The 26,454-nt window shown below is 71.9% G+C and carries 30 protein-coding genes, 1 tRNA gene and 1 pseudogene; 24 read left to right on the forward strand and 8 right to left on the reverse strand.

Annotated features, from left to right (window positions below; translation table 11 throughout):
* Nucleotides 1-109: 109 nt before the first annotated feature.
* Both ACQEU6_RS42005 and ACQEU6_RS42010 read right to left on the reverse strand, forming a co-directional pair.
* A complete protein-coding gene (locus ACQEU6_RS42005) occupies nt 110-313 on the reverse strand; it encodes a DUF397 domain-containing protein (protein ID WP_499339344.1) in 204 nt (67 codons plus the stop codon).
* Nucleotides 310-1,164, reverse strand: coding sequence for a helix-turn-helix domain-containing protein (locus ACQEU6_RS42010; protein ID WP_499339345.1), 855 nt, complete (start codon nt 1,162-1,164; stop codon nt 310-312). Before ACQEU6_RS42010 ends, ACQEU6_RS42005 begins: the two co-directional genes overlap by 4 nt.
* A 234-nt stretch (nt 1,165-1,398) precedes the next feature.
* Here ACQEU6_RS42010 and ACQEU6_RS42015 point away from each other — a divergent pair, with 234 nt between their 5' ends.
* Together ACQEU6_RS42015 and ACQEU6_RS42020 are read left to right on the forward strand one after the other, a co-directional pair.
* Nucleotides 1,399-1,875 carry an ATP-binding protein gene (locus tag ACQEU6_RS42015; RefSeq protein WP_499339346.1) on the forward strand — a complete coding sequence of 159 codons (477 nt, stop codon included), beginning with the start codon at nt 1,399-1,401 and terminating at the stop codon, nt 1,873-1,875.
* Nucleotides 1,872-2,246 carry a VOC family protein gene (locus ACQEU6_RS42020; RefSeq protein WP_499339347.1) on the forward strand — a complete coding sequence of 125 codons (375 nt, stop codon included), beginning with the start codon at nt 1,872-1,874 and terminating at the stop codon, nt 2,244-2,246. The genes ACQEU6_RS42015 and ACQEU6_RS42020 overlap by 4 nt, the downstream gene beginning before the upstream one ends.
* Before the next feature lie 91 nt (nt 2,247-2,337).
* Here ACQEU6_RS42020 and aceE read toward each other — a convergent pair whose 3' ends face one another.
* Nucleotides 2,338-5,127 carry a pyruvate dehydrogenase (acetyl-transferring), homodimeric type gene (gene aceE / locus ACQEU6_RS42025; RefSeq protein WP_499339348.1) on the reverse strand — a complete coding sequence of 930 codons (2,790 nt, stop codon included), beginning with the start codon at nt 5,125-5,127 and terminating at the stop codon, nt 2,338-2,340.
* Nucleotides 5,128-5,446: 319 nt separating this feature from the next.
* On the opposite strand from aceE, the gene ACQEU6_RS42030 reads away from it, so the two are divergent.
* The 6 genes from ACQEU6_RS42030 (at nt 5,447) to ACQEU6_RS42055 (ending at nt 8,970) form a co-directional block, all read left to right on the forward strand.
* Nucleotides 5,447-5,644: a DUF1918 domain-containing protein gene (locus tag ACQEU6_RS42030; protein WP_499339349.1), complete on the forward strand. Its 198-nt coding sequence runs from the start codon at nt 5,447-5,449 to the stop codon at nt 5,642-5,644.
* A 109-nt stretch (nt 5,645-5,753) separates the two neighbouring features.
* Nucleotides 5,754-6,161: a YjbQ family protein gene (locus ACQEU6_RS42035; protein WP_499339351.1), complete on the forward strand. Its 408-nt coding sequence runs from the start codon at nt 5,754-5,756 to the stop codon at nt 6,159-6,161.
* A 283-nt stretch (nt 6,162-6,444) separates the two neighbouring features.
* Entirely contained in the window at nt 6,445-6,873 is a 429-nt protein-coding gene (locus ACQEU6_RS42040) for a DUF3052 domain-containing protein (RefSeq protein ID WP_499339352.1), read from the forward strand.
* Nucleotides 6,874-6,892: 19 nt separating this feature from the next.
* Entirely contained in the window at nt 6,893-7,360 is a 468-nt protein-coding gene (locus tag ACQEU6_RS42045) for a peroxiredoxin (RefSeq protein ID WP_499339354.1), read from the forward strand.
* 81 nt (nt 7,361-7,441) lie between these two features.
* Complete coding sequence (locus ACQEU6_RS42050; protein WP_499339356.1) at nt 7,442-7,792, forward strand: hypothetical protein; 351 nt, start codon at nt 7,442-7,444, stop codon at nt 7,790-7,792.
* Between the two features lie 119 nt (nt 7,793-7,911).
* Nucleotides 7,912-8,970 (forward strand): potassium channel family protein, encoded by a 1,059-nt coding sequence (locus ACQEU6_RS42055; protein ID WP_499339358.1) that lies wholly within the window; start codon nt 7,912-7,914, stop codon nt 8,968-8,970.
* 281 nt (nt 8,971-9,251) lie between these two features.
* On the opposite strand, the gene ACQEU6_RS42060 is transcribed toward ACQEU6_RS42055, so the two are convergent.
* Nucleotides 9,252-10,202, reverse strand: coding sequence for a phosphoribulokinase (locus ACQEU6_RS42060; RefSeq protein WP_499340522.1), 951 nt, complete (start codon nt 10,200-10,202; stop codon nt 9,252-9,254).
* A 179-nt stretch (nt 10,203-10,381) separates the two neighbouring features.
* Here ACQEU6_RS42060 and ACQEU6_RS42065 point away from each other — a divergent pair, with 179 nt between their 5' ends.
* From ACQEU6_RS42065 to ACQEU6_RS42090, 6 genes and pseudogenes are all read left to right on the forward strand, one after another.
* Nucleotides 10,382-11,038 carry a response regulator gene (locus ACQEU6_RS42065; RefSeq protein WP_179847252.1) on the forward strand — a complete coding sequence of 219 codons (657 nt, stop codon included), beginning with the start codon at nt 10,382-10,384 and terminating at the stop codon, nt 11,036-11,038.
* A complete protein-coding gene (locus ACQEU6_RS42070; protein ID WP_499339360.1) occupies nt 11,035-12,180 on the forward strand; it encodes a sensor histidine kinase in 1,146 nt (381 codons plus the stop codon). The genes ACQEU6_RS42065 and ACQEU6_RS42070 overlap by 4 nt, the downstream gene beginning before the upstream one ends.
* A gap of 141 nt (nt 12,181-12,321) precedes the next feature.
* A pseudogene (locus tag ACQEU6_RS42075) lies at nt 12,322-12,600 on the forward strand (carbohydrate ABC transporter permease); the annotation flags it as partial.
* A gap of 223 nt (nt 12,601-12,823) precedes the next feature.
* The gene (locus ACQEU6_RS42080; RefSeq protein WP_499339361.1) at nt 12,824-13,036 is read left to right on the forward strand and encodes a family 4 glycosyl hydrolase; all 213 of its coding nucleotides are present in this window, start codon (nt 12,824-12,826) and stop codon (nt 13,034-13,036) included.
* Nucleotides 13,037-13,195: 159 nt separating this feature from the next.
* On the forward strand, nt 13,196-13,900 hold the full coding sequence (locus ACQEU6_RS42085; RefSeq protein WP_499339363.1) for a fumarylacetoacetate hydrolase family protein: 705 nt from the start codon (nt 13,196-13,198) through the stop codon (nt 13,898-13,900).
* Nucleotides 13,888-15,264, forward strand: coding sequence for an FAD-binding oxidoreductase (locus ACQEU6_RS42090; RefSeq protein ID WP_499339364.1), 1,377 nt, complete (start codon nt 13,888-13,890; stop codon nt 15,262-15,264). Before ACQEU6_RS42085 ends, ACQEU6_RS42090 begins: the two co-directional genes overlap by 13 nt.
* 6 nt (nt 15,265-15,270) lie before the next feature.
* Here ACQEU6_RS42090 and ACQEU6_RS42095 read toward each other — a convergent pair whose 3' ends face one another.
* On the reverse strand, nt 15,271-16,449 hold the full coding sequence (locus ACQEU6_RS42095; protein WP_499339365.1) for a saccharopine dehydrogenase family protein: 1,179 nt from the start codon (nt 16,447-16,449) through the stop codon (nt 15,271-15,273).
* Nucleotides 16,450-16,664: 215 nt separating this feature from the next.
* Between ACQEU6_RS42095 and ACQEU6_RS42100 the strand changes: the two genes are divergently transcribed.
* Complete coding sequence (locus tag ACQEU6_RS42100; protein ID WP_499339366.1) at nt 16,665-16,841, forward strand: hypothetical protein; 177 nt, start codon at nt 16,665-16,667, stop codon at nt 16,839-16,841.
* On the opposite strand, the gene ACQEU6_RS42105 is transcribed toward ACQEU6_RS42100, so the two are convergent.
* Nucleotides 16,798-17,724, reverse strand: coding sequence for a LysR substrate-binding domain-containing protein (locus tag ACQEU6_RS42105; RefSeq protein WP_499339367.1), 927 nt, complete (start codon nt 17,722-17,724; stop codon nt 16,798-16,800). The two genes, ACQEU6_RS42100 and ACQEU6_RS42105, sit on opposite strands and share 44 nt — an antisense overlap.
* Nucleotides 17,725-17,935: 211 nt before the next feature.
* Between ACQEU6_RS42105 and ACQEU6_RS42110 the strand changes: the two genes are divergently transcribed.
* The 8 genes from ACQEU6_RS42110 to ACQEU6_RS42145 all read left to right on the forward strand — a co-directional run bounded on the left by ACQEU6_RS42110 (nt 17,936) and on the right by ACQEU6_RS42145 (nt 23,890).
* Entirely contained in the window at nt 17,936-19,369 is a 1,434-nt protein-coding gene (locus ACQEU6_RS42110; protein ID WP_499339369.1) for a form I ribulose bisphosphate carboxylase large subunit, read from the forward strand.
* A gap of 1 nt (nt 19,370) precedes the next feature.
* Nucleotides 19,371-19,799 (forward strand): ribulose bisphosphate carboxylase small subunit, encoded by a 429-nt coding sequence (locus ACQEU6_RS42115; protein ID WP_499339371.1) that lies wholly within the window; start codon nt 19,371-19,373, stop codon nt 19,797-19,799.
* The gene (gene cbbX, locus ACQEU6_RS42120) at nt 19,796-20,779 is read left to right on the forward strand and encodes a CbbX protein (protein ID WP_499339372.1); all 984 of its coding nucleotides are present in this window, start codon (nt 19,796-19,798) and stop codon (nt 20,777-20,779) included. Before ACQEU6_RS42115 ends, cbbX begins: the two co-directional genes overlap by 4 nt.
* Nucleotides 20,780-20,895: 116 nt before the next feature.
* Complete coding sequence (locus ACQEU6_RS42125; RefSeq protein WP_499339374.1) at nt 20,896-21,804, forward strand: proteasome assembly chaperone family protein; 909 nt, start codon at nt 20,896-20,898, stop codon at nt 21,802-21,804.
* Between the two features lie 64 nt (nt 21,805-21,868).
* Complete coding sequence (locus tag ACQEU6_RS42130) at nt 21,869-22,288, forward strand: CBS domain-containing protein (RefSeq protein WP_499339375.1); 420 nt, start codon at nt 21,869-21,871, stop codon at nt 22,286-22,288.
* Entirely contained in the window at nt 22,285-22,920 is a 636-nt protein-coding gene (locus ACQEU6_RS42135; protein WP_499339376.1) for a dienelactone hydrolase family protein, read from the forward strand. The genes ACQEU6_RS42130 and ACQEU6_RS42135 overlap by 4 nt, the downstream gene beginning before the upstream one ends.
* A 98-nt stretch (nt 22,921-23,018) precedes the next feature.
* Nucleotides 23,019-23,705 carry a nuclear transport factor 2 family protein gene (locus ACQEU6_RS42140; RefSeq protein ID WP_499339377.1) on the forward strand — a complete coding sequence of 229 codons (687 nt, stop codon included), beginning with the start codon at nt 23,019-23,021 and terminating at the stop codon, nt 23,703-23,705.
* Nucleotides 23,706-23,815: 110 nt separating this feature from the next.
* Nucleotides 23,816-23,890: transfer RNA gene (locus ACQEU6_RS42145), tRNA-Val, on the forward strand.
* 342 nt (nt 23,891-24,232) lie between these two features.
* Here the strand turns inward: ACQEU6_RS42145 and ACQEU6_RS42150 are convergent.
* Nucleotides 24,233-25,195 (reverse strand): lipase family alpha/beta hydrolase, encoded by a 963-nt coding sequence (locus ACQEU6_RS42150; protein ID WP_499339378.1) that lies wholly within the window; start codon nt 25,193-25,195, stop codon nt 24,233-24,235.
* A gap of 455 nt (nt 25,196-25,650) precedes the next feature.
* Here ACQEU6_RS42150 and ACQEU6_RS42155 point away from each other — a divergent pair, with 455 nt between their 5' ends.
* Complete coding sequence (locus ACQEU6_RS42155; RefSeq protein ID WP_499339380.1) at nt 25,651-25,827, forward strand: hypothetical protein; 177 nt, start codon at nt 25,651-25,653, stop codon at nt 25,825-25,827.
* Between the two features lie 211 nt (nt 25,828-26,038).
* On the opposite strand, the gene ACQEU6_RS42160 is transcribed toward ACQEU6_RS42155, so the two are convergent.
* On the reverse strand, nt 26,039-26,425 hold the full coding sequence (locus tag ACQEU6_RS42160; RefSeq protein ID WP_499339382.1) for a VOC family protein: 387 nt from the start codon (nt 26,423-26,425) through the stop codon (nt 26,039-26,041).
* Between the last annotated feature and the right edge of the window lie 29 nt (nt 26,426-26,454).

Here is a 26,454-nt window from a genome sequence, read left to right on the forward strand (position 1 = left end):
TGAGGGCCTGCTAGAAGTCGTCGCCGAAGCCGTCCTCGCGTATGCCGGCGGCGATCAGTCAGGGAATGCTCGTATCGGGCCAGACGGCACCGCGCCACCGCTGGACCGGTCAGGCGTCGGGCTGTGATGCCAGCTGGGCCAGGAGGCTGGTGAAGTGTTGGCGGGTGAGGGTGAGGTGTCCGGCGGCGGGGTTCTTGCTGTCGCGGATGCCGATGTGGCCCGTCAGTTCAGCGACCTCTACGCATTCATTCTCGTGAGCGCCGCTATGGGTGCTCTTGCGCCACCGGGCCGGGGTCGATTCGGGGGTGTTCATGGTCGTGACGCTATCTCGTGGATGAGCTTTAGCGAAGCGGTCCTACTTAGGGCCGCTGAGAGCAGCCGTTCGAAGATCTCCTCATGGGCTGCGACCTCGTTCTCGTCCTCTACGAAGACGCTTTTGGTGAGCTGATCGCCCACGCACACAGTGAGCCGTCCCGGTGGGCGCAGCGAGAGGAGGTGGAACGGCGTGATCAGCCCGAGGTACTCGCTCGCCGTGCTGGGCAGTATGCGGAGTTCGACGTGATCAAGCCGAGCGGTTCCAGCCAGCCTCTGAACCTGCGCATGCATGATGGCGGCATCGCCACCGACCCGATTGTGAAGTACGGCCTCCGCGATGATCGGCACGTAACGGGGTGGGTCACGGCGGCTCAGTACCCGCTGGCGGGATATTCGAAAGTCGACCAGCGGCTTGATCTTGCGTGGGTGTCTGGCGTTTCCCAGCGCGATGATCTTTCGGGCGTAGTCGGGAATCTGGAGGAGCCCGGGGACGATATTGGACTGGAAGGTCCGAATCTCGGCGGAGTCCTCCTCCAGACTGGCCAGGTCGAGTGCGGCGGCAGAGATCCTGTCCTCGTATGCCCGCTCCCATGTGCCGGGTTTGTGGGTGGCGAGGTGGAGGAGGGATTCGCGGAGGGGGCCGTCTTCGATCTCGTAGAGGTCGAGTAAGTCGCTGAGTTCGTCGGGGGAGATGGCCTGGAGGCCGTTCTCGACCATGCTCATCCAGCCCTGCGAGCGGCCGAAGCGGCGGGCCGCGGTGGCGACGGTCAGGTTGTGGTGGTCGCGGGCTTTGCGGAGCGCCGAGCCGATCCGGCGCTGGCGAACGGTGGGGGCGTTCCCGGAAGGCATCTCTCAAGAGTGTCACCGAACGTGGCGACTTGCTCACGAAATGGTGGCGGATTGAACGTTCAGTCGGAGAACGTTCAGGCCGCAGGACACGAGGGCTTCGGCGGGTGAGTGTGGCGGGCGACTCCGAATCGAAGGGAGGCGCACGATGAGAGTGCCCGAGACGAGAAGGACCCTGCCAAGACGGAAGGCACAGCCCACCTCGGCCCGGCGTGGGGTGTCGTGGGTGGCGGGGTGATGAGCGGCGAACTGGTCGTGCTCGGCGTGGTGACGCTGCCGGGCGTCCATCCGTCGGTCCGGAACGCGCGGCGGTTCCTGCGGGACATGCTGCCGCCGGGCCATCCCGGGCTGGACGATCTGACGACGGTCGGGAGCGAGACCGTCTGCAACGCCATCAGCCACACGGCCTCGGGCGACGGCGGATGGGTGACGGTCAGCCTGCTGGCGGGGGAGGGCGTCCACCGCCTGGAGGTCGCCGACGACGGGGCGGACGGCCGGCGTCCCCGCGTCAGGGCGGAGGACGGCTCCGAGAGCGGGCGCGGGATGCGGGTCGTCGAAGCCCTCTCGGATCGTTGGGGATACCGGACGGACGGCGACCGCACGGTCGTGTGGGCGGAGTTCCGCTTCGAGAACTCGTCCGGAAACTCCGACAGGGGGCTGTCGCGGACCTCTTCCACGCTGGTGGCAGCAGCGTTCGAAAGAGGAGATCCATGACTGTTCCCGCGTTCGACACCGTCACGTGGTTCCAGGTCGGCACCGATGCGCCGGAGGAGGCCCGCCGCTTCTACGGCGAGATGTTCGGCTGGGAGTTCGCGCTCGACCCCGACGGCGACGGCTACGACCTGGTCAGCTACCCGGGCGCCGACATGCCGTCCGGCGGCATCTCCCACGAGCCGGACGCGTCCCGCAACCACGCGATGTTCCTGGTGCTCGTCGAGGACGTCGAGGCCGCCTGCGACCAGACCGTGAAGTCCGGCGGCAAGGTCGCCATGCCGCCCCTGGCCACGGGCAACGGCCTCAAGTTCGCCTACTTGCAGGACCCGTCCGGCAACACCTTCGGCGTCTTCACGCCCGCGCCGTCCTGACGCCGGACGAGGCGGGGCCCCGGGGAATCAGACCCCGGGGCCCTTGCGCGCGACCCGGTGATCGCGGCCTACACCTCCGCGATCACCTTGCTCAGGCGTCGCCGCCGGTGTTGCTCTCGGCGCTGCCGACGCCGCCGGCGAAGACGTCGCTGACCTCGGAGTCCAGCCGGTAGCGCCGGATCGCCTCGGCCAATGTCTCCGGCTTGACCTCGCCGTGGCGGGCGAGGCGGGTGAGCACCGCGAGGACGATCGACGCGGCGTCCACGTTGAAGAAGCGGCGGGCGGCGGCGCGGGTGTCGGAGAACCCGAACCCGTCCGTGCCGAGCGAGGTGTAGTCGCCGTGGACCCACGGCGCGATCTGGTCGGGTACGGCGCGCATGTAGTCCGACACCGCGACGATCGGCCCGGCGACGTTGTCGAGGACCCGGCTGACGTACGGGACGCGCTGCTCGGCGTCGGGGTTCAGCAGGTTCCAGTCGTCGCACTCGCGGGCCTCGCGGGCCAGCTCGTTCCACGACGTGGCCGACCACACGTCCGCGGCGACGCCCCAGTCCTCGGCGAGCAGCCGCTGTGCTTCGAGGGCCCACCGGCCGCCGACGCCGGAGGCGAGGATCTGCGCCCGGGGCGCCTCGCCGTTCCCCGAGGAGACCTCTGGGGCGGCCTTGTGCCGGTACAGGCCCTTGAGGAGCCCGTCGACGTCGAGGTTCTCGGGCTCGGCGGGCTGCTGGTACGGCTCGTTGTAGACGGTGAGGTAGTAGAAGACGTCCTCGCCGTTCGGGTGCTCCTCGGACGACCCGTACATGCGGTGCAGCGCGTCCTTGACGATGTGGGCCAGCTCGAAGGCCCACGTCGGGTCGTAGTGGACGCACGCGGGGTTGGACGCCGCGAGCAGCGGGGAGTGGCCGTCGGCGTGCTGGAGGCCCTCACCGGTGAGCGTGGTGCGGCCGGCGGTGGCGCCGAGCAGGAACCCGCGGCCCATCTGGTCGCCGAGCGCCCACATCTGGTCGCCGGTCCGCTGGAACCCGAACATCGAGTAGAAGATGTAGACGGGGATCATGTGCTCGCCGTGCGTGGCGTAGGCGGTGGCGGCCGCGATGGTGGACGCCATCGAGCCCGCCTCGCTGATGCCCTCGTGGAGCATCTGGCCGCTTTCGGCCTCCTTGTAGGAGAGCAGCAGCTTGCGGTCCACGGCGTCGTAGGTCTGCCCGTGCGGCGAGTAGATCTTGGACGTGGGGAACAGCGAGTCCATGCCGAACGTGCGGTACTCGTCCGGGGCGATCGGGACGAACCGGGCGCCGATGTTCTCGTCCTTGATCAGGTCCTTGAGCAGCCGGACGAACGCCATGGTCGTCGCGATGTTCTGCTTGCCGGACCCCTTCTTCAGCTCGCTGTAGACGGGGTCGCCGGGCAGCTTGAGCGTCTTGGCCCGCACGACCCGCTTCGGCAGGAACCCGCCGAGCGCGGCGCGCCGCTCGCGCATGTACTGGATCTCTTCGGAGTCCTCGCCCGGGTGGTAGTAGGGCGGCAGCGGCGCCTCCAGGGCCGAGTCGGGGATGTCCAGGTAGAGGCGGTCCCGGAACTCCTTCAGCTCGGCCTTGGTGAGCTTCTTCATCTGGTGGGTGGCGTTGCGGGCCTCGAAGTCCGAGCCGAGCGTCCAGCCCTTGATGGTGTGCGCGAGGATCACGGTCGGCTGCCCGACGTGCTCGCGGGCGGACTTGAACGCCGCGTACACCTTGCGGTAGTCGTGCCCGCCGCGCGACAGCTTGCGCAGGTCGTCGTCCGGCAGATGCTGGACGATCTTGCGCAGCCGCGGGTCGTCGCCGAAGAACTTCTCCCGGATGTACTCGCCGGACTCGACGGAGAACGTCTGGAACTGGCCGTCGGGCGTCGTGTTCATCTGGTTGACCAGGACGCCGTCGACGTCCTGCGCGAGCAGCGGGTCCCAGTCGCGGCCCCAGATGACCTTGATGACGTTCCAGCCGGCGCCGCGGAAGAACGACTCCAGCTCCTGGATGATCTTCCCGTTGCCGCGCACCGGGCCGTCGAGCTGCTGGAGGTTGCAGTTGACGACGAAGGTGAGGTTGTCGAGCTCCTCGCGGGCGGCGAGGCCGATCGCGCCGAGCGACTCCGGCTCGCCCATCTCGCCGTCGCCGAGGAAGGCCCACACGTGCGAGCGGGACGTGTCTTTGATCTTGCGGTTGTACAGGTACCGGTTGAACCGGGCCTGGTACACCGAGTCGATCGCGGTCAGGCCCATGGAGACCGTGGGGAACTCCCAGAAGTCCGGCATGAGCCGCGGGTGCGGATAGGACGACAGGCCGCCGCCGGGGTGCGAGTGCTCCTGCCGGAACCCGTCGAGCTTCTCCTCGGGCAGCCGTCCTTCGAGGAACGCGCGCGCGTAGATGCCGGGCGCCGCGTGGCCCTGGATGAAGACCTGGTCGCCGGACTCGCCGTGGTCCTTGCCGCGGAAGAAGTGGTTGAACCCGACCTCGTAGAGGGAGGCGGCGGAGGCGTAGGTGGCGATGTGGCCGCCGACGCCGAGCGCGGGGCGGTTCGCCCGCGACACCATGATCGCGGCGTTCCACCGGATGTAGGCGCGGATGCGCCGTTCGACGTGCTCGTCGCCGGGGAACCAGGGCTCGGACTCCGGCGGGATCGTGTTGATGAAGTCGGTGCTGCGCAGGCCGGGCACCCCGACCTGGAGTTCGCGCGCCCTTTCCAGGAGCCGCAGCATCACGTAGCGCGCCCTGCCGCGTCCCTCGGTCTTGATGACCGTGTCCAGCGACTCCAGCCACTCCCGGGTCTCGTCCGGGTTGATGTCGGGCAGCTGGCTCGGCAGGCCGTCGCTGATGATCGAAAAGCGTTGACGTCCGGAAGCCACGGGGTCCCCTCTGTCCTTACCGTCTGTGCTGGTCAGACCTGGGCCGCCGCGCGGGAGGCCGCCGGTCCCGGCAGACTGTTCGTCGCCATGGTTCGTGATCCATCGTCGCCGGTTATCACGGCTAACGCATCTCTACCAACCAGTAACCATCCTCCCCGGTCAGGGCGGGAACCGACCCGGCGGAACCACCTTTTTCACTCGGCCGTGAGATTCCCTCAGGCGGAGTGCGGGCAACGTAGGAGGCGGGGAGTGAACGAGCGCTCACACGCCCGGCGCGGACCGTCCCCGGCGGCGGGCGGGTGAGCTTGGGGGTGGAACGATGAACGGAAAGATCGGAGACCGGCTGCACGTCCACGGCAACGTGGTGGGGCAGCCCGACCGCACCGGCGAGATCATCGAGGTGCGGGGCCCGGACGGCGGCCCGCCCTTCCTGGTCCGCTTCGACGACGGCCACCAGGGGCTGGTGTACCCGGGGCCGGACGCGGTCATCGAGCCGCGCGCGAAGGCGTCCCGCTAGCCGTGCGGCTCCGTCCGGGGCTCCGCGCGGGGATCGCGCCGCGGGTCCGGCCGGGGATCCGGCCTGGCGCGGATGCGTCCTGGGGCGCGGATGGGGTAGACACGGGATCATGGAGAGCACCGTGGTCCGGGTGGCCACCGGTACCGGCGAGGCCGTGCACGACCTCACCGCGGAATGCGAGCGCTTCGCCGCGTCGGCGGGCGGCGACGGGCTGCTGCACGTCTTCGTCCCGCACGCCACCGCCGGCGTGGCGATCATCGAGCTGGGCTCCGGCAGCGACGACGACCTGCTCGCGGCCCTCGGGGACCTGCTGCCCGCGGACGACCGCTGGCGGCACGCCCACGGATCGCGCGGGCACGGGCGGTCCCACGTGATGCCCGCGCTCGTCCCGCCGTTCGCGACCCTGCCGGTCGTGGGCGGGCGGCTCGCGCTGGGGACCTGGCAGTCGGTGGCCCTGGTCGATCTCAACGTTGACAACCCTGACAGGCAGGTGCGGTTGTCCTTTCTCAAAGGATGAGTAGCGTGGACCGGGGGACGCCGGGGACCGTCCTCCCCGGGGGCGCGGGAATGAGCAGCGTGAACCCTCGGGGGAGTCACCCTGGGTGGGCGCCCTGTGACGGGGATCTTCGTAATCGGGCCAATGGGGCCACCAAAAGCCGGGAAGACACTTGCGCAAGGGGCCCTTACTTGTGTGGACTGTCCCGCAAACACCGCACAGGTGCGGACGGGCAACCCGTCCCGGGGGGCCGAGAGCCATACGGGCACGGACCGTGCGGACTGACGACAATGGGAGGACTTTCGTGAGCGCGACCGCGGGTCAGGCGCAGTCTGAGCGCAGCCTGGCCGAACGGCTCGGCCTGAAGGCCGGCCAGGTGGTGCAGGAGATCGGCTACGACGAGGACGTCGACGAGGAGCTCCGCCGCTCCGTCGAGGAGCTCACGGGGAACGAGCTGGTCGACGAGGACTACGAGGACGTGGTCGACATCGTGCTGCTGTGGTGGCGCGAGGAGGACGGTGACCTGTTCGAGGGCCTGACCGACGCCATGATCCCGCTCGCCGGCGGCGGCAACATCTGGCTGCTGACACCGAAGGCGGGCCGCGACGGGCACGTCGAGCCGAGCGACATCGGCGAGGCGGCGCAGACCGCCGGCCTGTCGCAGACCAGCAGCGTCAGCGCCGCCAAGGAGTGGTCGGGCACGCGGCTGGTCGCGCCCAAGGGCCACAAGTAGAGCCGGGGCTGGAGACGATTTGTCGGTCAACGTAGGCGACGCCGCGCCGGACTTCGAGCTGAAGGACCAGCACGGCGCCCCGGTGAGGCTGTCGGACTTCCGCGGCGGCGGGAACGTCGTGCTGGTGTTCTACCCGCTGGCGTTCAGCGGCGTCTGCACGGGGGAGCTGTGCGCGCTGCGCGACGAGCTGTCCGGTCTCGTCGCCGGGGCCGGCGCCGACGTGCAGGTGCTCGCGATCTCGGTCGACTCGATGTTCGCGCTGCGGGCCTGGTCGGACCAGGAGGGCTTCGGCTTCCCGCTGCTGGCCGACTTCTGGCCGCACGGCGGGACGGCGCAGCGCTACGGCGTGTTCGACGAGGCCAAGGGCGTGGCGCTGCGCGGCACCTTCATCATCGACACCGAGGGCGTCGTCCGCTGGAAGGTCGTGAACGCGATCCCGGACGCACGCGACATCGACGAGTACCGCAAGGCGCTCGCCGGGCTCTGAGCGAAACGGACCGGTTCCGGCCCCTCCCGCGGCCCTGCCGTCCGGGTGGCCGGAACCGGCCCCCGCACCTCTGGAGGTGTGATGCCCTGCTTCCGCTGCGGGGCGCGGCAGACCGACCCCGTGCGCGGCGCGAGCCCGTGGAAGCGCGGGGTCCGGGCGGACCGGCAGGTCCTGATCTGCCCCCGGTGCCAGGCCGTCCACGACTGGGCGGACGCCCTGGACCGCTGCTCGGAGTGCGGCTCGGCCGCGCTGGTCTGCCGGCTCGGCGAAGTGGAGTGCCGCGACTGCGGCCACACCCGTGACGCCGTCCGGGACGAACCGGGCGCGGCCGACCTCGTGCACTCGGGCGCCCAGCCGCCTCCCGCCGACGGCGCCCTCTCCGAGGAGGTCGCGGCGGCGCTGTCGCGCGTCCTGAAACGGGGCCCCGCCTGACGGCCGGGCCGCCCGCGGGGGCCGCCGTCCCCGGACGGGTGACCTGACCTGGCCGGACCCGCCCTCGATCGGGCATTTCGGGCTTGACGCGGTATTTTGCCCGGTGCCACGCTTCGCGGATGCCGATCGTGCTGATGCGCCTGGTGCACCGGATCACCGGGCGGACGTGGCGCGCGCCCGCGCTCGTCCTCCTCACGGCCTTCGCGGTGGGCTGGCTGCTCATCGCGGTGTTCGAGGAACCGGGCGCCGACATCAAGAAGCCCCACGAGTACATCTGGTACTTCCTGGTCAGCGGCACGACCACCGGCTACGGCGATCTGTCCCCGACCACGGTCGGCGGCCGGATCGGCGGCGTGCTCATCATGATCGCCGGGCTCACCGCCGGGCTGGTGATGTTCGCCGAGCTGACGCTCTGGATGGGGAGGGGACGCATGATGAGGGCCAACGGCCAGGCGCGGCTGCACCGGCGGCGGCACATCGTGATCGTCGGCTACGAGCGGGACGGGCTGGTCGCCATCATCCGGCAGCTGCGCGCCGACCCGCAGTTCGCGAAGACGCCGGTCGTGACCGTCTTCTGGCCGGGCGAGCTCGCCGGGGAGAACCCGGATCCGGAGCTGTACGACGTCGTCGTGTTCGACGACACCGCCTTCGAGCGGGCGTGCCTGGAGCACGCGCGGACGGTCCTGGTGGTCGGCCGCAGCGACGACGAGACGGTGCGGGTGATGCTGACCGTCGAGGCCTACATGCGCCGCAACGGCGACCCGGCCGTCCACCTGCTGGCCGGGGTGCGCGACGGCGGACGGCGTGCCGAGATCACCGAGGCCCTCCGGCTGGTCGGCGAGAACATCGAGCCCGTCGACATCGACGACCCCGCGGTGACCGCGGTCGCGATCCGCAACCCGGGCATCGCCGCGATCTACCACAACCTCGCCAGCACGCTCGACAGCGACGGCACCCTCTACCGCGTGGACATCCCCGAGGACGCCGGCGAGTGGGCCCGCCTCGACGTGGCGATCTCCCTGCTGCGCCAGGGGAGCACGCTTCTCGCGGTGGGCGACTCGCACCGCCCGGACGCCCGGTTCCGCCTGGCGCCCGCCCCCGGCGAGAGGGTCCGCGGCGGCCAGTCGCTGGCGGTCGTCGCCACCCACCGCCCCGAGATCCCCTGGCACGAGCTGTAGGGGCCGGGAGGGCGCCCCTCGCGCCCGCTGAGGGCGCCCTCCCGGCGGCCGCGGGCGCGCGGCCCGGGGCACAGGTCCAGGCCCCGGGGCCTCCCCGCGCACCCGCGGAGTCAAAGCATGTCGCTAGGCGTGTCTCTTGTGGGGGGCGACCCCCCACACCCCCCGTTCGCTCCGCTCATGCGTGTCTCTTGTGGGGGGGCGACCCCCCACACCCCCCCGTTCGCTCCGCTCATGCGTGTCTCTTGTGGGGGGCGACCCCCCACACCCCCCGTTCGCTCCGCTCATGCGGCTTGGCGCTGGTCGGCGTCGAGCAGGTGGTAGAGCAGCAGCAACTGGGTGATGGCGAGCGGGTCGCTGGCGCCGGTGCCGCCGATGCGGCCGAGGGCGTCGCGGTCGGGCAGCGTGGTCCCGGCGCGGGGGCCGAGGCGCTCCCAGATGGCCTTCTTGACGACCTGCGACTCCTCGGGCGAGACGTATCCGTGGACGTGGAGCGCGTCCACGGGGCGGCCGTCGGTGTCGCGGTGGAGACGCAGGTGCATGGCGGTCCCGGTGTCGCCGGGGCCGCTCTCCAGGACGTCGGCGAGCTCCGGATGGTCGATGGTCGGGCGCAGCAGCAGCTCGGCCGACAGCGGGGTGCCGGGCGGGTCGAGGCGGCCGGCGACGGGCGCGAACCGCACGACGATGTCGGCGTGCTTGCGCTGCGGGCGGATGTAGGCGGCGCTCTCCGGCTCGCGGCGCTCCAGCTCCGCCGTCACCTGCTCGGGGCTGTAGCCGCGCTTGTCGCAGTCGCGCCTGACCTTCCAGGATTGGCGCAGCGGCTCGGGCGGGTCGAGGTAGACGGTGATGTCGAAGCAGGCCCGCGCGAGCCGGGTGTGGAGGGGGAGCAGCCCCTCGACGATCACGAAGTCGCGCGGCTCGACCAGTTCCGGCCGGACGAGCTCGCCGGTCGCGTGGTCGTAGACGGGTTTCAGGATCGGCTCGCCCATCGACAGCAGCTGGAGGTGCTGCTCCATGATGTCGATGTGGTTGCAGTCGGGGTGCAGCGCCGTGAACGGCTTCCCGGCCCGCTCGGCGCGGTCGTAGCGGTGGTAGTCGTCCACGCAGACCGCCGTCATCCGGTCCGCCCCCAGGCACCGCACAAGCCCCCTGGTCAGGGTGGTCTTGCCCGCCGCGCTGTCCCCCGCGATGGCGAGCATGACGGGGCGGCGGCCCGACCCGCGCGCCCGGAGCATATGCACGATCCGATGGGGCACTGACTCCTCCGTCCTGCGGAATTCGGTTTTCGCTGTGCAGCGTAGGCCGGTCCGGGCGACGGCTCGTCCCCCAATCAGGGGAGAGCGGGGGTGAACCCGCGGGAGGCCTTTCCCGGCGGGGGCTACTGGTGAGTAGCCTCGGTTGTTATCGTGCCGGGATGGGTGTCCCCGTACGCGTCGTCCTGGTCGACGACCACGAGATGATCCTCGCCGGGCTGACCGCGATGCTCGCCGGGTTCTCCGGCCGGGTGCGCGTCGTCGGCCAGGCCGGGACCGGGGACGAGGCGGCCCGGCTGGTCACCGCGCTGCGCCCGGACGTCGTCCTGCTGGACGTGCGGCTCGGCCCCGAGAGCGGCCTCGACCTGTGCCGCCTGATCACCGGGCGCGTCCCGGAGGCCCGCGTAGTGTTCCTGTCGGTGTACGACGACGAGCAGTACGTCTTCGAGGCGCTGCGCGCGGGGGCGGGCGGCTACCTGCTCAAGCGGGTCGACGGGCCGGAGCTGGTCCGGCGGCTGGAGGAGGTGGCGCAGGGCGAGACGGTCGTCGACCCCACGCTCGCCGGGCGGATGGCGGTGACCGCGGCCCGGCTCACCCGCGGCGAGTTCTGGCCGGGCGCCAACCGCGGCCTCACCCAGCGCGAGAGCGAGGTGCTGTCGCTGCTGGTGGGCGGCCTGTCGAACAAGGCGATCGCCGCGCGGCTCGTCCTCAGCGAGGAGACGGTCAAGAGCCACCTGCGCGCCCTGTACCGCAAGCTGGAGGTGGCCGACCGCTCGGCGGCGATCGCCGTCGCGCTCCGCGAGGGGCTGTTCCGGTGACCGGCGCGATGCCGCTCGAACTGCTCGCCGGGCGCGGGACGGACCTGCTCGTGCGCGTCGCCGGCGTGGCCTGCTCCGACCGCGAGCTGCCGCTCATGGCCGAGAAGCTGGCCGAGCTGGTCGTGCGGTCCGCGCGGGCGCTGACGTTCTGCGACGTGTACGTCCTGGACGACGAGGAGCGCGTCCTGGAATGGCGGGGCGCGCCCGTCCCGCTGGGGGAGGGCGAGGCGGGCCGGGCCGCCGCGCACGGCCGCGCCCGCCCGCACCCGGACGGGCGGGGCGCCGCGATCCCCGTGCACGGCGACGGGATCGTGATCGCCGTCGTGGACGTCCGGTCCGCCGGGCCGTGCCCGCCGGAGGACCTCGCGCTCGCCACCGCGCTCGCCGGGCTGTTCGCGCCGGTGCTGTCGTCGTGCCGGCGGCTGCGGACGGCGCGCGAGCGCGAGCACGCCGCCGAGCGGTTCGCCGAGCGGGCCGTGGAGGCGCAGGAGACCGAGCGGTCGCGGCTGAGCCGGGAGATCCACGACGGCATCGCCCAGCGGCTCGCCAGCCTCGGCTTCCACCTGTCGGCCGCCGAGCGGGCGCTGCCCGAGCACCATCCCGAGGGGCTGGCGCAGATCATGATGGCGCGGCGGCTGTGCGAGCTGGCCGCCGCCGAGACCCGCGCGGCGATCGGGGGGCTGCGCCCGCCCGTCCTGGACGACCTCGGCCTGTCGGCGGCGCTCGCGACCCTGGCCCGCGAGGCCGGGGACGGTTCCGGCGCTCCCGGCGCGCTCGACGTGACGGTGACCGTCGAGGGCGAGCTGGAGGACGAGCTGCCCGACCACGTGCAGACCGCGCTGTACCGGATCGCGCAGGAGGCGGTCGGCAACAGCCTGCGGCACGCGTCGGCGAACCGCGTCGACCTGCTCCTGGAGCACTCCAGCGACCGGGTCCGGCTGGAGGTGGCCGACGACGGGTCCGGCTTCTCGATGCGGGACGTCCTCGCGCGGGGCGGCCGGGGCCGCCGCCCCGACTCCTACGGGCTGCGCGGCATGCGCGAGCGCGCCGAGCTGCTCGGCGGGCGGGTCGCGGTGACGAGCCGGCCCGGCGTCGGCACGACCGTCGAGGCGGTCATCCCCATCCCCGGCCGCCGGCCCTGAACCGGCCGGTCCCGGACCGGTGGAGCCTTGACCTGCGCGGGCACCCGCTGCCAGCTGAACGAGCCCATCCGGGGCATCGGGTTCTACCGCGCCTGCCTCCTCGTGCCGTTCGTGGCCTCGGCCGCCGCCGAGGGACTGCTGATGGCCTTCGTGTTCGACAAGGACTTCGGCGTGGTGAACGGCCTGCTCGCGCGGACCGGGCTGCCCGCGCAGGGCTTCCTGGACGACCCGTCCCAGGCGATGCTCGTCATCACCGGCATCTTCGTCCGGACCCGGTTCGGCTTCAACGTCGTGATCTACCTCGCCGCGCTGCAGGAGATCCCGAAGGAGGTCATGGAGGCCGCGTCCATCGACGGCGCGGGCCCGTGGCGGACGTTCCGGCACATCGTCGTCCCGTCGGTGCGGTCGATCTCGCTGTTCCTCGCCGTCTGGGGCCTCATCGACTGCCTCCAGTTCAGCTCCTTGCCGTTGACGGTCGCGGTCTGCCGGGCGTTGGGCCAGAAGTCGTTCCAGCCGGTCTTGGGGCCGCCCACGTACTTCTTCAGGTCGGGCACCTTCGGGCTGCGCCCGAGCGCGGCCCCCACGACCGGTACATGTAGGCGATGTCGGGAAGCGGCGAACCCGGCCGTGACCTTGGGACGCGATGCCGCCGCAGCTCGCCGCGCTCAACCGGACGTTCCTCAACGTCGGCGAGCTGACCGTCCGGGCCGCGCTGGAGGGGCGGCGCGACCACGTCCGCCACGCGGCCATGCTCGACCCGAACGCCGCGGCGACCCTGACCCTCGCGCAGATCCACGACCTCGTCGAGGACATGATCGAGGCGCACGGGGACGCGCTGCCCGAAGGGATCCGCTAGCCCGATGGAGCTGAGCGAGTACCGGCCCCGGCCGCGCCTGCGCGTGCCGGGGTCGCGCGTTCCCCGCGCCGCGTTCCCGGCGGTCGACGCCCACAACCACCTCGGCTTGCTTGTCTGTATTGCGGAATGCTGTTCCGTATTGTGGAAATGGAGAATGGTGTGCGGCTTCTGACCTTTCGTGGCGAGGGTGGTACCCGGGCGGGGCGGCTGGACGGGGACGTCGTCACTCCGCTCGACGCGCCGGACGTGGGGGCGCTGCTCGGGGCCGGGCCCGGCTGGCGCGAGCGGGCCGCGTCCGCCGCCGGGCGGCCCGTCCCGCTCGCGGACCTGGACCTCGCCCCGGTGGTCCCGCGTCCCAGCAAGATCATCTGCGTGGGGCTGAACTACACGCCGCACATCGCCGAGACCGGGCTCGGCACCCCCGAGTACCCGACGCTCTTCGCCAAGTTCGCGCGTTCGCTGGTCGGGCCGTCCGACCCGATCGTGCTGCCCGCCGCGTCGGCGGCGATGGACTGCCGCACCACCCAGTGGCTCCAGGGCAAGACGTTCGACTCCACGACGCCCCTCGGGCCCGCGCTGGTGACCGGCGACGAGGTGGGCGACGCCGCCGACCTGGAGGTGACCTGCGCCGTGGACGGCGAGGTCATGCAGCGCGGCCGGACGTCCACCATGCTGTTCCCGCCGGACGAGATCGTCGCCTACGCCAGCGGCATCGTGACGCTCGACCCCGGCGACGTGCTGCTCACCGGAACGCCCGCCGGGATCGGCGACAGCCGCGTCCCGCCGGTGCGGCTGCGTGCAGGGCAGGTCGTCACGACCGGGATCGAGGGACTCGGCGTCCTGCGCAACCGGTGCTCGAAGTGACGGCCGGCCGGGACCCCGCCGAGGCGTTGCGCGCCCTCCTCCCCGAAGGGCGCGTCCTCTCCGACCCGGACGCGATGGACGCCTACACGCGGGACCAGACCTACGCGGTCCCCGGCGCGCCCCTCGCGGTCGTCCGCGCCCGCGACACCGCCGACGTGGCCGCGACCATGGCGTGGGCCCGGCAGGAGCGGGTCCCGGTCGTCCCGCGCGGCGCGGGCACCGGGCTCGCCGGGGGCGCCACCGCCGTGGACGGCTGCGTCGTGCTGTCGCTGGCCGGGATGACCGCGATCCGGGAGATCTCCCCGCTCGACCACGTCGCCGTCGTCGAGCCGGGCGTGATCACCGCGGACCTCGACCGCGCGGCCCGCGCCCGCGGCCTGATGTACGCGCCGGACCCCTCCAGCCACGAGATCTCCACGATCGGCGGGAACCTCGCCACCAACGCGGGCGGGCTGCGCTGCGTGAAGTACGGGGTGACCCGCCACTCCACGCTCGGGCTGGAGGTCGTCCTCGCGGGCGGCACGGTGATCCGGACCGGCGGGCGGACGGTCAAGGGCGTCACCGGCTACGACCTCACCGGGCTGTTCGTCGGGTCCGAGGGCACCCTCGGGGTGATCACCGCGGCGACCGTCCGGCTGTTCCCGGCGCCCCCGCGCCCGCCCGAGACCGTGCTCGCGACCTTCCCGTCCCTGGCGGCGGCCGGTGCGGCGGCCGCCGCGATCATGGGCGCCGGGCTGCGTCCCAGCCTGCTGGAACTGGTCGACCGGGCCACGCTCCGCGCGATCGACGAGTGGCGCCGCATCGACCTCGACCCCGGCGCCGCCGCGGTGGTCATCGCGCAGACCGACGGGCCGGAGTGCCCGGCGGGCGCGCTGGTCCGCGAGTGCGAGAGGGCCGGGGCCTCGTTCGCCGCCGCGTCCACCGACGAGGCGGAGGCCGACGCGCTGCTGGAGGTGCGCCGGCTGGCCTACCCCGCCGCCGAGAGGCTCGGCAAGTGCCTCGTCGAGGACGTGTGCGTCCCGCGCTCGCGGCTCCCGGAGATGGTGGAGCGCGTCGAGCGGGCGGCGGAGCGGCACGGCGTCCAGATCTTCACGGTCGCGCACGCCGGGGACGGCAACCTGCACCCGCTGTTCGTCTTCGACCGCGACCTCCCCGGCCCCCCGCCGCCCGTCCTGGCGGCGGCCGGCGAGGTGTTCTCCGCCGCGATCGACCTCGGCGGCACCCTCACCGGCGAGCACGGCGTCGGCGTCCTGAAGAGGCCGTGGCTGGACGGCGAGATGGGGCCGGACCTCCGCGACGTCCACCGGCGGATCAAGCGGGCCCTCGACCCGGACGGCGTGCTGAACCCCGGGAAGGCGATCTGACCGGCGTCAGCCCGCGTCGAGGACCCGGAAGGCGATCCCGGCCTTGACGAGCCGTTCGACGAGCGCGTCGCCCATCGCGGCGGCCGTCGTGACCTGCCCGGACGTCGCGGGCAGATCGTCGTGGGCGAGGCACAGCGCCGACTCGGCGAGCATCTTCGCCGTCTCGGTGTATCCGGGGTCGCCGCCCGCGACCTCGGTCACGACGCGCCTGCCGCCGCCCTCCCCGACGAACTTCACGCTGAACCAGTTGCGGGCGCGCCGCTCCTCGGACGGCCCGTCGCCGGACGCGCGGAGCCGCAGCAGGAGGCTGCGGGTCGGGGGAAGCGTGGCGAGGGCGAGCAGGGCGCCGGAGCCCGCCGCCATCCCCGCCGCGGTGGCGAGCCGCTTGACCGCGACGTAGGAGCCGTAGGAGAAGTCGGGCCCGTACCGGTCGAGCGCCGCGGCCGACCGCACCACGATCTGCGGGTCGATGGTGGGCATCGGGAGCGTCCACCCGCCTGCGACGCGGGCCTTCGGCGCCGGGCGGCGCGAGATCCGCACGGTGCGCCCGGCGGGACGGTCCTCCACCTTGCGGCGCTCGCGCTCGGCGCGCATCATGCCGGCGGTGTCGCCGAAGATGCCGACGACCGAGTGCAGGGTGCCGCCGGAGGCGTCCCCGCGCACCCGCAGGAACCCCTCGACGTGCAGGGGGACGCCCTCGGGGAGCTGCTTGACCGTGAAGTAGGCGCCGAGGTCCTGCGGGATCGAATCGAACCCGCAGGCGTGCACGATCCGGGCCCCGCTGCGCACCGCGGCGTCGTGGTACTTCACGTACATCCGGTCCACGAAGGTGGGCTCGCCGGTGAGGTCGACGTAGTCCGTGCCGGCGCGCGCGCACGCCGCCACCAGGGGTTCGCCGTGCTGCACGTAGGGGCCGACCGTCGTGATGACGACCCGCGCCGACTTCGCGATCTCCTCGATCGACGCCGCGTCCGTGGTGTCGGCGTGCAGCAGCGGCAGCCCGGCGCACGCCGGGTCCAGCTCCGCCAGCCGGTCGCGGACGGCCGCGAGCTTCGCCTGGTTGCGTCCCGCCAGCGCCCAGCGCGTGCCGGGACCGGCGTGCCGGGCGAGGTACTCGGCGGTGAGGGCGCCGGTGAAGCCGGTGGCGCCGAACAGGACGACGTCGTACGGGCGGTCGGCGGTCATGGAGGCCCCTTTCGCGGATCCGAACACGATTCTGTCGCGTTCGCGGCGTTCCATGCGCGACGGCCCGCCGATGTGAGCGACCGCACTCCAGGAGACCCGGTACAGGAGAGAGGCGCGCGGTGCGCGGCTCGTGAGGGGGCGCGGGCTGCCGGGAATGCGGGTCGTCCGGGGGCGGGCTCCTCTAGGGTTGCTGCGGTGATGCGGATGGTGAGGGTGTGACCGGGCTCGCCGTGGTGATGGACGTCGTCGCCGCGGGCTTCCTCATGAGCTTCGTGGTCCTGCTGACGCGCCGGAGCGGCGCCCCGTCCGGCGAGGGCGGGCGGTCCGTCGCGATGATCCTGATCGCGGTCAGCCTGGGTCTGCTGTCGGTGTCGCTGTGGAGCATTCCGTAGCCGTCGTGGAACCCGCCGCGGCGGGCCGCCAGCCGGGCGCGTCCAGCAGGTGCCGGACGAACAGCAGCGTCGTCGCGGTCGGCGCCGCGCCCGCCACCGCGTGCCACGGCCGGTCCAGCGGCATCCCGGGCGCCTCGACCACCACGAGCCGCCCCGCGTCCAGCTCCGCGCCGACGGCGTCCCGCGAGACCAGCGCCACGCCGAGCCCCGCCGCCGCGCCCGCGATCACCGCGCCGTTCGAGCCGAGCACCAGCCGCGGCGGCGCCGCCTCCCGCTCGGCCAGATAGGCGTCCGCGCTCGCCCGCGTCCCCGACCCGGGCTCGCGCATCACCCACGGCGTGCGGGCCAGGGCGAACCCGGCCGCGAGATCCGGCGCGCCCACCACGACCAGCTCGTTCGGCCTCCTGGCCAGCACCGTCGCCGCGACGCCGGCGGGCGGGCGGCCCGCCAGCACGAGGTCGGCCTCGTGGGCGGCGAGGCTGCTCCACACCTGGCGGCGCGGCCCCACCTCCAGGGCCAGCTCCACGTCCGGCCAGCGCGCCCGGAACGAGGCCAGGAGCGCGGGGAGGATCTGGTCGGCGGCCGTCGTCACCGCCGCCAGCCGCAGCGGTCCGCGCCCCGGGTCCGCCGCGCCGCGCGCCGCCGCCCGGCCCTCCTCCAGCAGCCCGAGCACCTGCCGCGCGTACCCGGCGTAGACCGCGCCCGCGCCGGTCAGCCGGACGCCGCGCCCCTCCCGCGAGACGAGGGGGACGCCGAGCTCCCGCGCCAGCGCCGCGACCGCCGCCGACACCGCCGACTCGGTCACGTACAGCCGCCGCGCCGCCGACCGCACGGACCCGGTGTCGGCGACCGCGACGAGCGCCCGCAGCCGCGCCTCCGTCACGTCCCGCCTCCTCGTTCAAGCAAATGCTTGACGGTCACCGTAGAACACTTGATGGACATCGCAAGTATCGGGAGGCGATTCTCGGACCCGTCACGGTTCCACGCGGCCGGGACGCGGCGCTCCACCCCCGAACCCCTGGGACATGCCGTCCTCCACCGGGGCGGCGCGCCGCGTCCCGCCACATCCAGGCTTCGGCTGAAGGAGAGCGGCGATGAGCGCGGGCAGATGGTCGGCGGGCGTGATCCCCTACGCGGAGATGGGCTACTGGCGCCCGGACTACGAGCCGAAGGACAGCGACATCCTCGCCGCCTTCCGCATCACGCCCCAGCAGGGCGTGCCGCCGGAGGAGGCCGGCGCGGCCGTCGCGGGCGAGTCGTCCACCGCGACCTGGACGGTCGTGTGGACCGACCGGCTCACGTCCTACGAGAACTACCAGGGCAAGTGCTACAAGGTGGAGCCCGTCCCCGGGCAGGGCGACCAGTTCATCGCCTACATCGCCTACGACCTCGACCTGTTCGAGGAGGGCTCGATCGCGAACCTGACGTCGTCCATCACCGGCAACGTCTTCGGGTTCAAGGCGCTGAAGGCCCTGCGCCTGGAGGACATGCGGATCCCGGCCCACTACGTGAAGACGTTCCAGGGCCCGGCGCACGGCATCGTCATGGAACGCGAGTACCTCGGCAAGTTCGGCCGGCCGCTGCTGGGCGCGACCGTCAAGCCGAAGCTCGGCCTGTCGGCCCGCAACTACGGGCGCGTCGTCTACGAGGCCCTCCGCGGCGGCCTCGACTTCACCAAGGACGACGAGAACATCAACTCCCAGCCGTTCATGCGCTGGCGCGACCGCTTCCTGTACTGCATGGAGGGCGTCAACCGGGCGCAGGCCGCGACGGGCGAGGTCAAGGGCCACTACCTCAACGTCACCGCCGCGACGATGGAGGATATGTACGAGCGCGCCGAGTTCGCCAAGGAGCTGGGCAGCGTCATCGTGATGATCGACCTCACCACCGGCTACACGGCGATCCAGTCGATGGCCAGGTGGGCGCGCAGGAACGGCGTGATCCTGCACCTGCACCGCGCCGGCCACTCCACCTACACGCGGCAGAAGACCCACGGCGTGAACTTCCGCGTCATCGCCAAGTGGATGCGCCTCGCGGGCGTCGACCACATCCACGCCGGGACGGTCGTCGGCAAGCTCGAAGGCGACCCGAACAGCGTCCGCGGCTACTACGACACCCTCCGCCTCGACCGCGTGGAGGCCGACCCGGTGAAGGGCCTGTACTTCGACCAGGAGTGGGCGTCGATGCCGGGCACGATGCCCGTCGCGTCCGGCGGCATCCACGCCGGGCAGATGCACCAGCTCCTGCACTACCTGGGCGAGGACTCCATCCTGCAGTTCGGCGGCGGGACGATCGGCCACCCGATGGGCATCGCCGCCGGGGCCGCCGCCAACCGCGTCGCGCTGGAAGCGATGATCAAGGCGCGCAACGAGGGCCGCGACCACCTCGCCGAGGGCCCGGACATCCTGCGCGCCGCCGCCAAGCACAGCCGCGAGCTGGACGTCGCCCTGTCCACCTGGGGCGACATCACCTTCACCTACGAGTCCACCGACACCCCCGACGCCGTCGAAACCCCCGTGAGCGTGTGACATGCGGATCACCCAAGGCACCTTCTCCTTCCTGCCGGACCTCACCGACGAGGACATCGCCAAGCAGGTCGCCTACGTCCTGGACCAGGGCTGGCCCTGCTCGGTCGAGTTCACCGACGACCCGCACCCGCGCAACTCCTACTGGGAGATGTGGGGCCTGCCGATGTTCGACCTCACCGACCCGGCCGGCGTCCTGTACGAGGTCAACGAGTGCCGCAGGGCCTACCCGGGCCACTACGTGCGCCTCACCGCCTACGACGCCCGCTACGGGCGGCAGACGACGGCGCTGTCGTTCATCGTCCAGCGCCCGGCCGAGGAACCCGGCTTCCGGCTCGACCGCACGGAGACCGCCGACCGGCGCGTCCGCCACACGATGCACCCCTACGCCCTCGACCGTCCCGAGGGCGATCGCTACGGGGCGGGACGTTGAGCGAACGCCCTGACCCGGGGACGCGCCAGAGCTTCGGAATGCGCCAGAACGGCTCCGCGGTGGCGGACCCGGCGGAACCCGCCGCCGCGGAGCCGCTCCCGGCCGACGCCCGCGTCGACCTCGCCAGGGAGCGCGCCGACTCCCAGGTCGACACCGTCCTCACCGCACTGGACGCCGAGCTGGTCGGCCTCGCCCCCGTCAAGACCCGCATCCGGGAGATCGCCGCGCTGCTGCTCGTCGACCGCGTCCGCGCCCGGTTCGGCATCGACTCGGGACGCCCCAACCTGCACATGTGCTTCACCGGCAGCCCCGGGACGGGCAAGACGTCCGTCGCCGTCCGGCTCGCCGAACTCCTGCACCGCCTCGGCCACGTCCGCCGCGGCCACCTGGTCTCCGTCACCCGCGACGACCTCGTGGGCCAGTACGTCGGCCACACCGCGCCCAAGACCAAGGAGGTCCTGAAACGCGCCATGGGCGGCGTCCTGTTCATCGACGAGGCCTACTACCTGTACCGGGCCGAGAACGAGCGCGACTACGGGCAGGAGGCCATCGAGATCCTCCTCCAGGTCATGGAGAACCAGCGCGACGACCTGGTGGTCGTCCTCGCCGGCTACAAGGACCGCATGGACTCCTTCTTCACGTCCAACCCCGGCATGAGCTCCCGCATCGCCCACCACATCGACTTCCCCGACTACGAGCCCGGCGAGCTGGAGGCCATCGGCCGCCTGATGACCGGCCGCGAGGGCTACACCCTCGCCCCCGAGACCGAGCCGGTCTTCCGCGACTACCTGGCCCGCCGCCGCGCCCAGCCCCGCTTCGCCAACGCCCGCTCCGTCCGCAACGCGATAGAACGCGCCCGCCTGCGCCACGCCAACCGCCTCCTCGCCCACCCGGGCGAGGTGGACCGCGAGGCCCTCACCACCCTCCGCCCCGAAGACTTCCTGACCAGCCGAGTCTTCACAGACCCCCGCCCGGCCTGACGTCGGCCCCACCTGTCCGCCGCTCCCGGTGCGGCCGGCGCCGGGGCCCGAGGCCCGGCACCCGCCGCACCGCAGTGGATACTCTTGGGCTGAGGACATACGAGGTGGGGGAGAAGTTGCTTAACCCAGAGGATCTGTACGAGCTCGACTCCGACCTGCCGGACATGACGGGTCCGGTGCTGCTGCACAGCCTGGACGGCTTCGTGGACGCGGGGACGACCGGGCAGCTCGTGCGGGAGCACCTCCTGGAGACGCTGGAGCACCGGGTCATCGCCCGCTTCGACGTCGACTCCCTGATCGACTACCGGGCGCGCCGCCCGCCGATGACGTTCGACCGCGACCACTGGGCCACCTACGAGGCGCCCGAGCTGGTCGTCCGGCTGCTGCACGACGAGGCCGGCAGCCCGTTCCTGATGCTGTCCGGCCCGGAGCCCGACCGGCTGTGGGAGGGCTTCACCGCGTCCGTCCTGCACCTGGTGGAGCGGCTCGGCGTCGGGCTGACCGTCGGCTTCCACGGCATCCCGATGGGCGTCCCGCACACCCGCCCGGTCGGCACCACCTCGCACGCGACCCGGCCCGAGCTGATCACCCGCAACTCGTGGTTCGACAAGGTGCAGGTGCCGGGCAGCGCCGCGGGGCTGCTGGAGCTGCGGCTCGGCGAGGCGGGCCACGACGCCGTCGGGTTCGCGGTGCACGTCCCGCACTACCTGGCGCAGTCGGCCTACCCGGCCGCGGCGGTCGCCGCGATGGAGTCCGTGATCTCCGCGACGGGGCTGGTGCTGCCGGTCGACCGGCTGCGGGAGGCGGCCGCCGCCACCGACGCCGACATCGCCGAGCAGGTCGAGGGCAACGACGAGGTCGAGAAGGTCGTGCGGGCGCTGGAGCAGCAGTACGACGCGTTCGCGGGCGCCGCCGAGCGCGACAACCTCCTCGCCGAGTCGCAGGACATGCCGACCGCCGACGAGCTCGGCGCGCAGTTCGAGCGTTTCCTCGCCGAGCAGGAGGGCCCGGACTCGCCCGCGTAGGCGGGTCCCGTCCAGACATATCCCGTTCGCCGCTGGGTACGCGAGCCCCAGAGGGAGGTCTCGCATGGGCCAGAAGGTGAACGAAGTGATGACGCCCGCTCCCGTCGTGGTGTCCCCGGACACGAACCTGGTCGAGGTCGGCGACCTCATGCGCCGGCACGGCATCGGCGACGTCCTGGTGGTCCACGAGGGGCGGCTCCGCGGCCTGGTCACCGACCGCGACATCGTCGTCCGCGCCGTGGCCGAGCACCGGGACATGTCCCGCACGGCCGTCGCCGACATCTGCAGCACCAACATGATCACGGTCGGGCCCGGGGCGGACGCCGAGGAGGCCGTGCGGCTGATGCGGGCGCACACCGTCCGGCGGCTCCCGGTCGTGGACGGCGACCGCCCGATCGGGATGGTGTCCATCGGCGACCTCGCCGTCCAGCGCGACGAGCGCTCGGCCCTCGCCGACATCAGCGCGGAGCCGCCCAACACATGATCACGCTGCGGCTGCCGGACGCCGAGCTGACCGGCGACCTGGACATACCGGACGGCGCGCGGGGCGTCGTCCTTTTCGCGCACGGCAGCGGCAGCTCGCGGCACAGCCCCCGCAACCGCGCGGTCGCCGCCGGCCTGAACGCCGCCGGGATCGGGACGCTCCTCATCGACCTCCTCACCGGCCCCGAGGAGGAGGCCGACCGGGTCACCGCGGCCCTCCGCTTCGACATCGACCTGCTCACCCGCCGGCTCGTCCACGCGGCCGACGACCTCGTCGAAGGGCTCGAATCCGCCCCGCACACCGCCGGCCTGCCCATCGGCCTGTTCGGGGCGAGCACCGGAGCGGCCGCCGCGCTCGGCGCCGCCGCGGCCCGTCCCCGGATCGCCGCGGTCGTCTCCCGCGGCGGGCGCCCCGACCTGGCGGGCCCGGCGCTCGCGGCGGTCCGGGCCCCCGTCCTGCTGATCGTCGGCGGGCGCGACACCGAGGTCCTGGAGCTGAACGAGCGGGCGCACCGGAGCCTCGCGACCTCCGAAGTGCACGTGATCTCCGGCGCGGGCCACCTGTTCGAGGAGCCCGGAGCGCTGGAAGAGGTCACCGCCCAAGCCGCCGACTGGTTCACCCGGCACCTGTGATGCGCGACGTCATCGTCGTGGGAGCGGGCTCGGCGGCCGCGAACCACCTCGCCCGCTCGGGGCCTGGACGCCCTCGGCGTCGACCTCACCGGCCCGGGTTGGTTCCCGAACAGAGGCATCCGCCTCATCGGCGCCGGCCGCCGCCCCACTACCTGCCGGGCGTCCTCCTGGCGGGCGGCTCCGGCGGCACGGTCAACCCGTCCAGCGGGGAGGGCATCGGCTACGCCCTGGAGGCGGGCCGCCTCGCCGCCGAGGGTGATCACGCTGGCGTCGCGACCCGCCACGGCCTCGCCCACCCGTCTCACCCCGGCGCCCTGACCGTGCCGCGACAAGCAATGTCCGGGCAGAGCATGGGACGCTGGACTTGCTCCTTGACACCGGGAGGACAGCACATGAGCGAGGCGTACGACATCGTCGAGGCCCACTACGCGGCCTCTGAACGCGGCGACCTGGCAGGCATGGTCGAGAATTTCGCCGACAGCATCGCGTGGACCGAGATGGCCGGATTCCCCTATGCGGGCACCTATGTGGGGACGGACGCCATCAAGGCCGGCGTGTTCGGGCGCCTCGGCGCGGACTGGAAGGGCTTCCGCGCCGACCCCGACGAACTGGTCGACGGCGGCGACGGAACGGTGGTGGCCATCGGCCACTACTCGGGCACCCACCGCGCGACCGGCAAGGGCATGCGCGTCAGGTTCGTCCACGTATGGCGCGTGGAGGACGGCAAGATCGCCGGCTTCGAGCAGTTCACCGACACCCACCTCTTCCGCGAGTCCATGACCTGAGCGCCCCCGTCCGGGCCGCCCGGCCCGGACGGGACCTGGATCCACCTCCGAACCCGAACCCGCCGCTTCGCGATCGCCCCCAGGAACCAGGTACGCTTTCCCGGCAACGCGGGCGCGTAGCTCAGGGGTAGAGCACTCGCCTTACAAGCGAGTGGCCGCAGGTTCGAAACCTGCCGCGCCCACCAGTCAGAAGACCCCGTTTCCAAGATCGGAAACGGGGTCTCGTGCCGTTGGCCCACGATCGCGAGCGATCCGGCCGCCCTCTCGTCGTCGTTCGGGTCGATGTTGTTGATCTTGTCTTCCATCGCCCGGCGATCGTCCGGTTACCGCCCGTTGATCTGTGCTGGTAGATCAGCGCGGTCAGGACGCCGTCACGGCCCATCTGCTCCATGAGGTCGTGGAGGGATGCGTCGGATTCGGCCGTGAACGTCTTGCCGGTCTGGCGGAGGTCGTGGGAGTGCAGGTCGGGCATGCCCGGCTTGGTCACCTGCTTACTGCACTTGGCCGCGCGGGCGGTGCGCTTCAGGTCACCACTTGTCGGACCAGTAGATGGCGTCCATGGCCACGCGGATGGGCGGTGCGCCGTTCCGGATGTGCTTCCAACCGGCGTCGTTGAGGCTGTAGTTCAGCCGGTAGTGGCCGGAGACCCTGGTGCGCAGGTCGCTGTGCCGGAGGCCGGCGATGGGGGCGTAGCGCACCCGGTGCTGGGCTCCGATGAGTGCGGCCGCGGCGCTGGAGGAGTTGACCGCCTCGTCCCTGTCGGTGGCGACCAGCGTCCAGTCGGTGCCGCCGTCGGCCTGGGGCAACTTCGGGCCGAGCCAGTTCAGGAACGAGTCCGTCCCGCTCATCTCCCGGCACTGCTTGTCGGACGAGCAGAGCGTCGGCACGATGGCGCCCTGGTGCGGTGTGCCGAGCGTGACCACGTCCTGGATCAGCAGCTCGGGCGGCCAGCCCGGCTCGTGGCGCGCGTAGCCGGCGATCGCCGCGCGGGCGACCAGGCCGCCCATGGAGTGGGCGACGATGTCGACGGGCTGACCCTTGGACGAGTAGTTCTTGTAGATGTCCTGGGCGAGTTTCTTGCCGAGATACTTGATGGAAGTGTCAGTCGACCCCTTGGCGATTCGCACACAGTTCTTCGGATTGTCGGTCGAGTAGTAGCCGACCCTGTGGAACTTGCCCGTCCAGCCCCAGCCGCGCATCGCGCGCACCGCGCTGCTCCACTTGCTGGCGCATCCGGTGTCGGTGACCTTCTGCCGGTATCCCTTGATGAGGTAGACGGGGGTGTTCGCCGAGTCTCCGCCGACGTTGGTGGCGCCGGCCGCGATCTGCGCGGTGGTCAGGCTCTTGGCCCCCTGTTCGGTCTTGGTGCTTCCGGCGCTCAACTTGAACTCCCCGTCGGGCATCGCGCCGTAGGTCACCAGTCCCAGGCCGGTCGTCATCGCGAGGCCGGCGGCGGCGAAGGCGGCCTTTCTGCGGACGGTGATAGCCATGGTTCATCTCCCCTTCGGTAAGTGGTGGAGAAGTTATCGAAGGAGCATCGCGGGAGGTCAGGGCTGTAAGGCCTCAATGCGTTGGGGAAATTTTGGGGTCCTAGGGCTCTAGTGGGATGGAGCGATGAACCCGGTATCGGGGTGGCGTCCGATTCGCCGGAACAGTAATGACCGGAGAAACGCCGACGAAGCAGGTTGTAGGGTATTCGCGGGTGCTGATCAACGGTACTCGATGGCCGTCACTGGATCTGAGGGGCTTGGGTGCGACGGGGGGCAGGTCTGCCGACCGGGGGAGCCGGCGGCGGGGCGAGGTGAGGGACTGCCGTTCGGCAGGCAGGGCCGCGCGGGACCGGCCTTGCGCACCAAGATCAACGTCGGACGGTCTTGAGTAGTTCCGGCCAGGCCGGAGCCACCCGCAGCTTTGCGGGTCTGGAGATGAGAGAGGTGAAGCTGAAATGCGTGATGGAAACAGCATCCCCGGTCACGTCCGCGATTCTTCTGTGGTCTTCGACGGTTCTGAGGACTACATCGAAGATGCCGACCTGGCCAGCGCCGGTGACGGCGCCGGTGAGGACCCAGAGGTGTCCATAGGGCTGCAGGGTGAGGCCCAGCGCCTCATCAACAGCCAGTAACTCCCACTGCTGTGTCCCTCGCGGGGGACGCGGCGGATCGGTTGATCTACCCGGCACCGAGCCGGTCAGTCGACGAATCAGTCGTTGGCCCCCGCGTGGCGCGGGGGCCAACCTTCTTGTTCGACATCGTTTGGAAACGGCCGGACTGTGACCGGCAGACTTTTGGCGCCCGGTCCCGACCTCTCGCCGAAGGGCGCGGCCCGGTTGGTCGTCAGGACGGGCCGGACGGGGCCCGGCTCAGATCCACGACGCAGAAGATGTTGCCGTCCGGGTCGGCGAGGACGACGAAGTCCGGGTTCGGCGGGTACAGGTCCCAGTCGACCCTGACGGCTCCCAACTCGACGAGACGCTCGACCTCGGCGGTCTGCTCCTCTGTGGTGTCCGTCAACAGGTCGAGGTGGAGACGCGGATGCGGTTCGGCAGGCGAGCTGCTGCGCATCAGCGCGAGCGCCTGGCCCGAACCGTCCGCATGTTCCAGTGTTCGCCAACCCGGGCTCTCCCACCCGGATGTGGGCACCAGGTTCAGCGCGGAGGTCCAGAAGGACACGGCGCGGGGAAGGTCGGTCACACCGATCACGGGGAAGCCGAGTCTGAGCACGATCCCGAGTCTAGGCAGCGCCTCCCCGC

Origin of the sequence: Spirillospora sp. CA-108201 (assembly GCF_050936235.1) — a bacterium.
GTDB lineage: Bacteria > Actinomycetota > Actinomycetes > Streptosporangiales > Streptosporangiaceae > Spirillospora.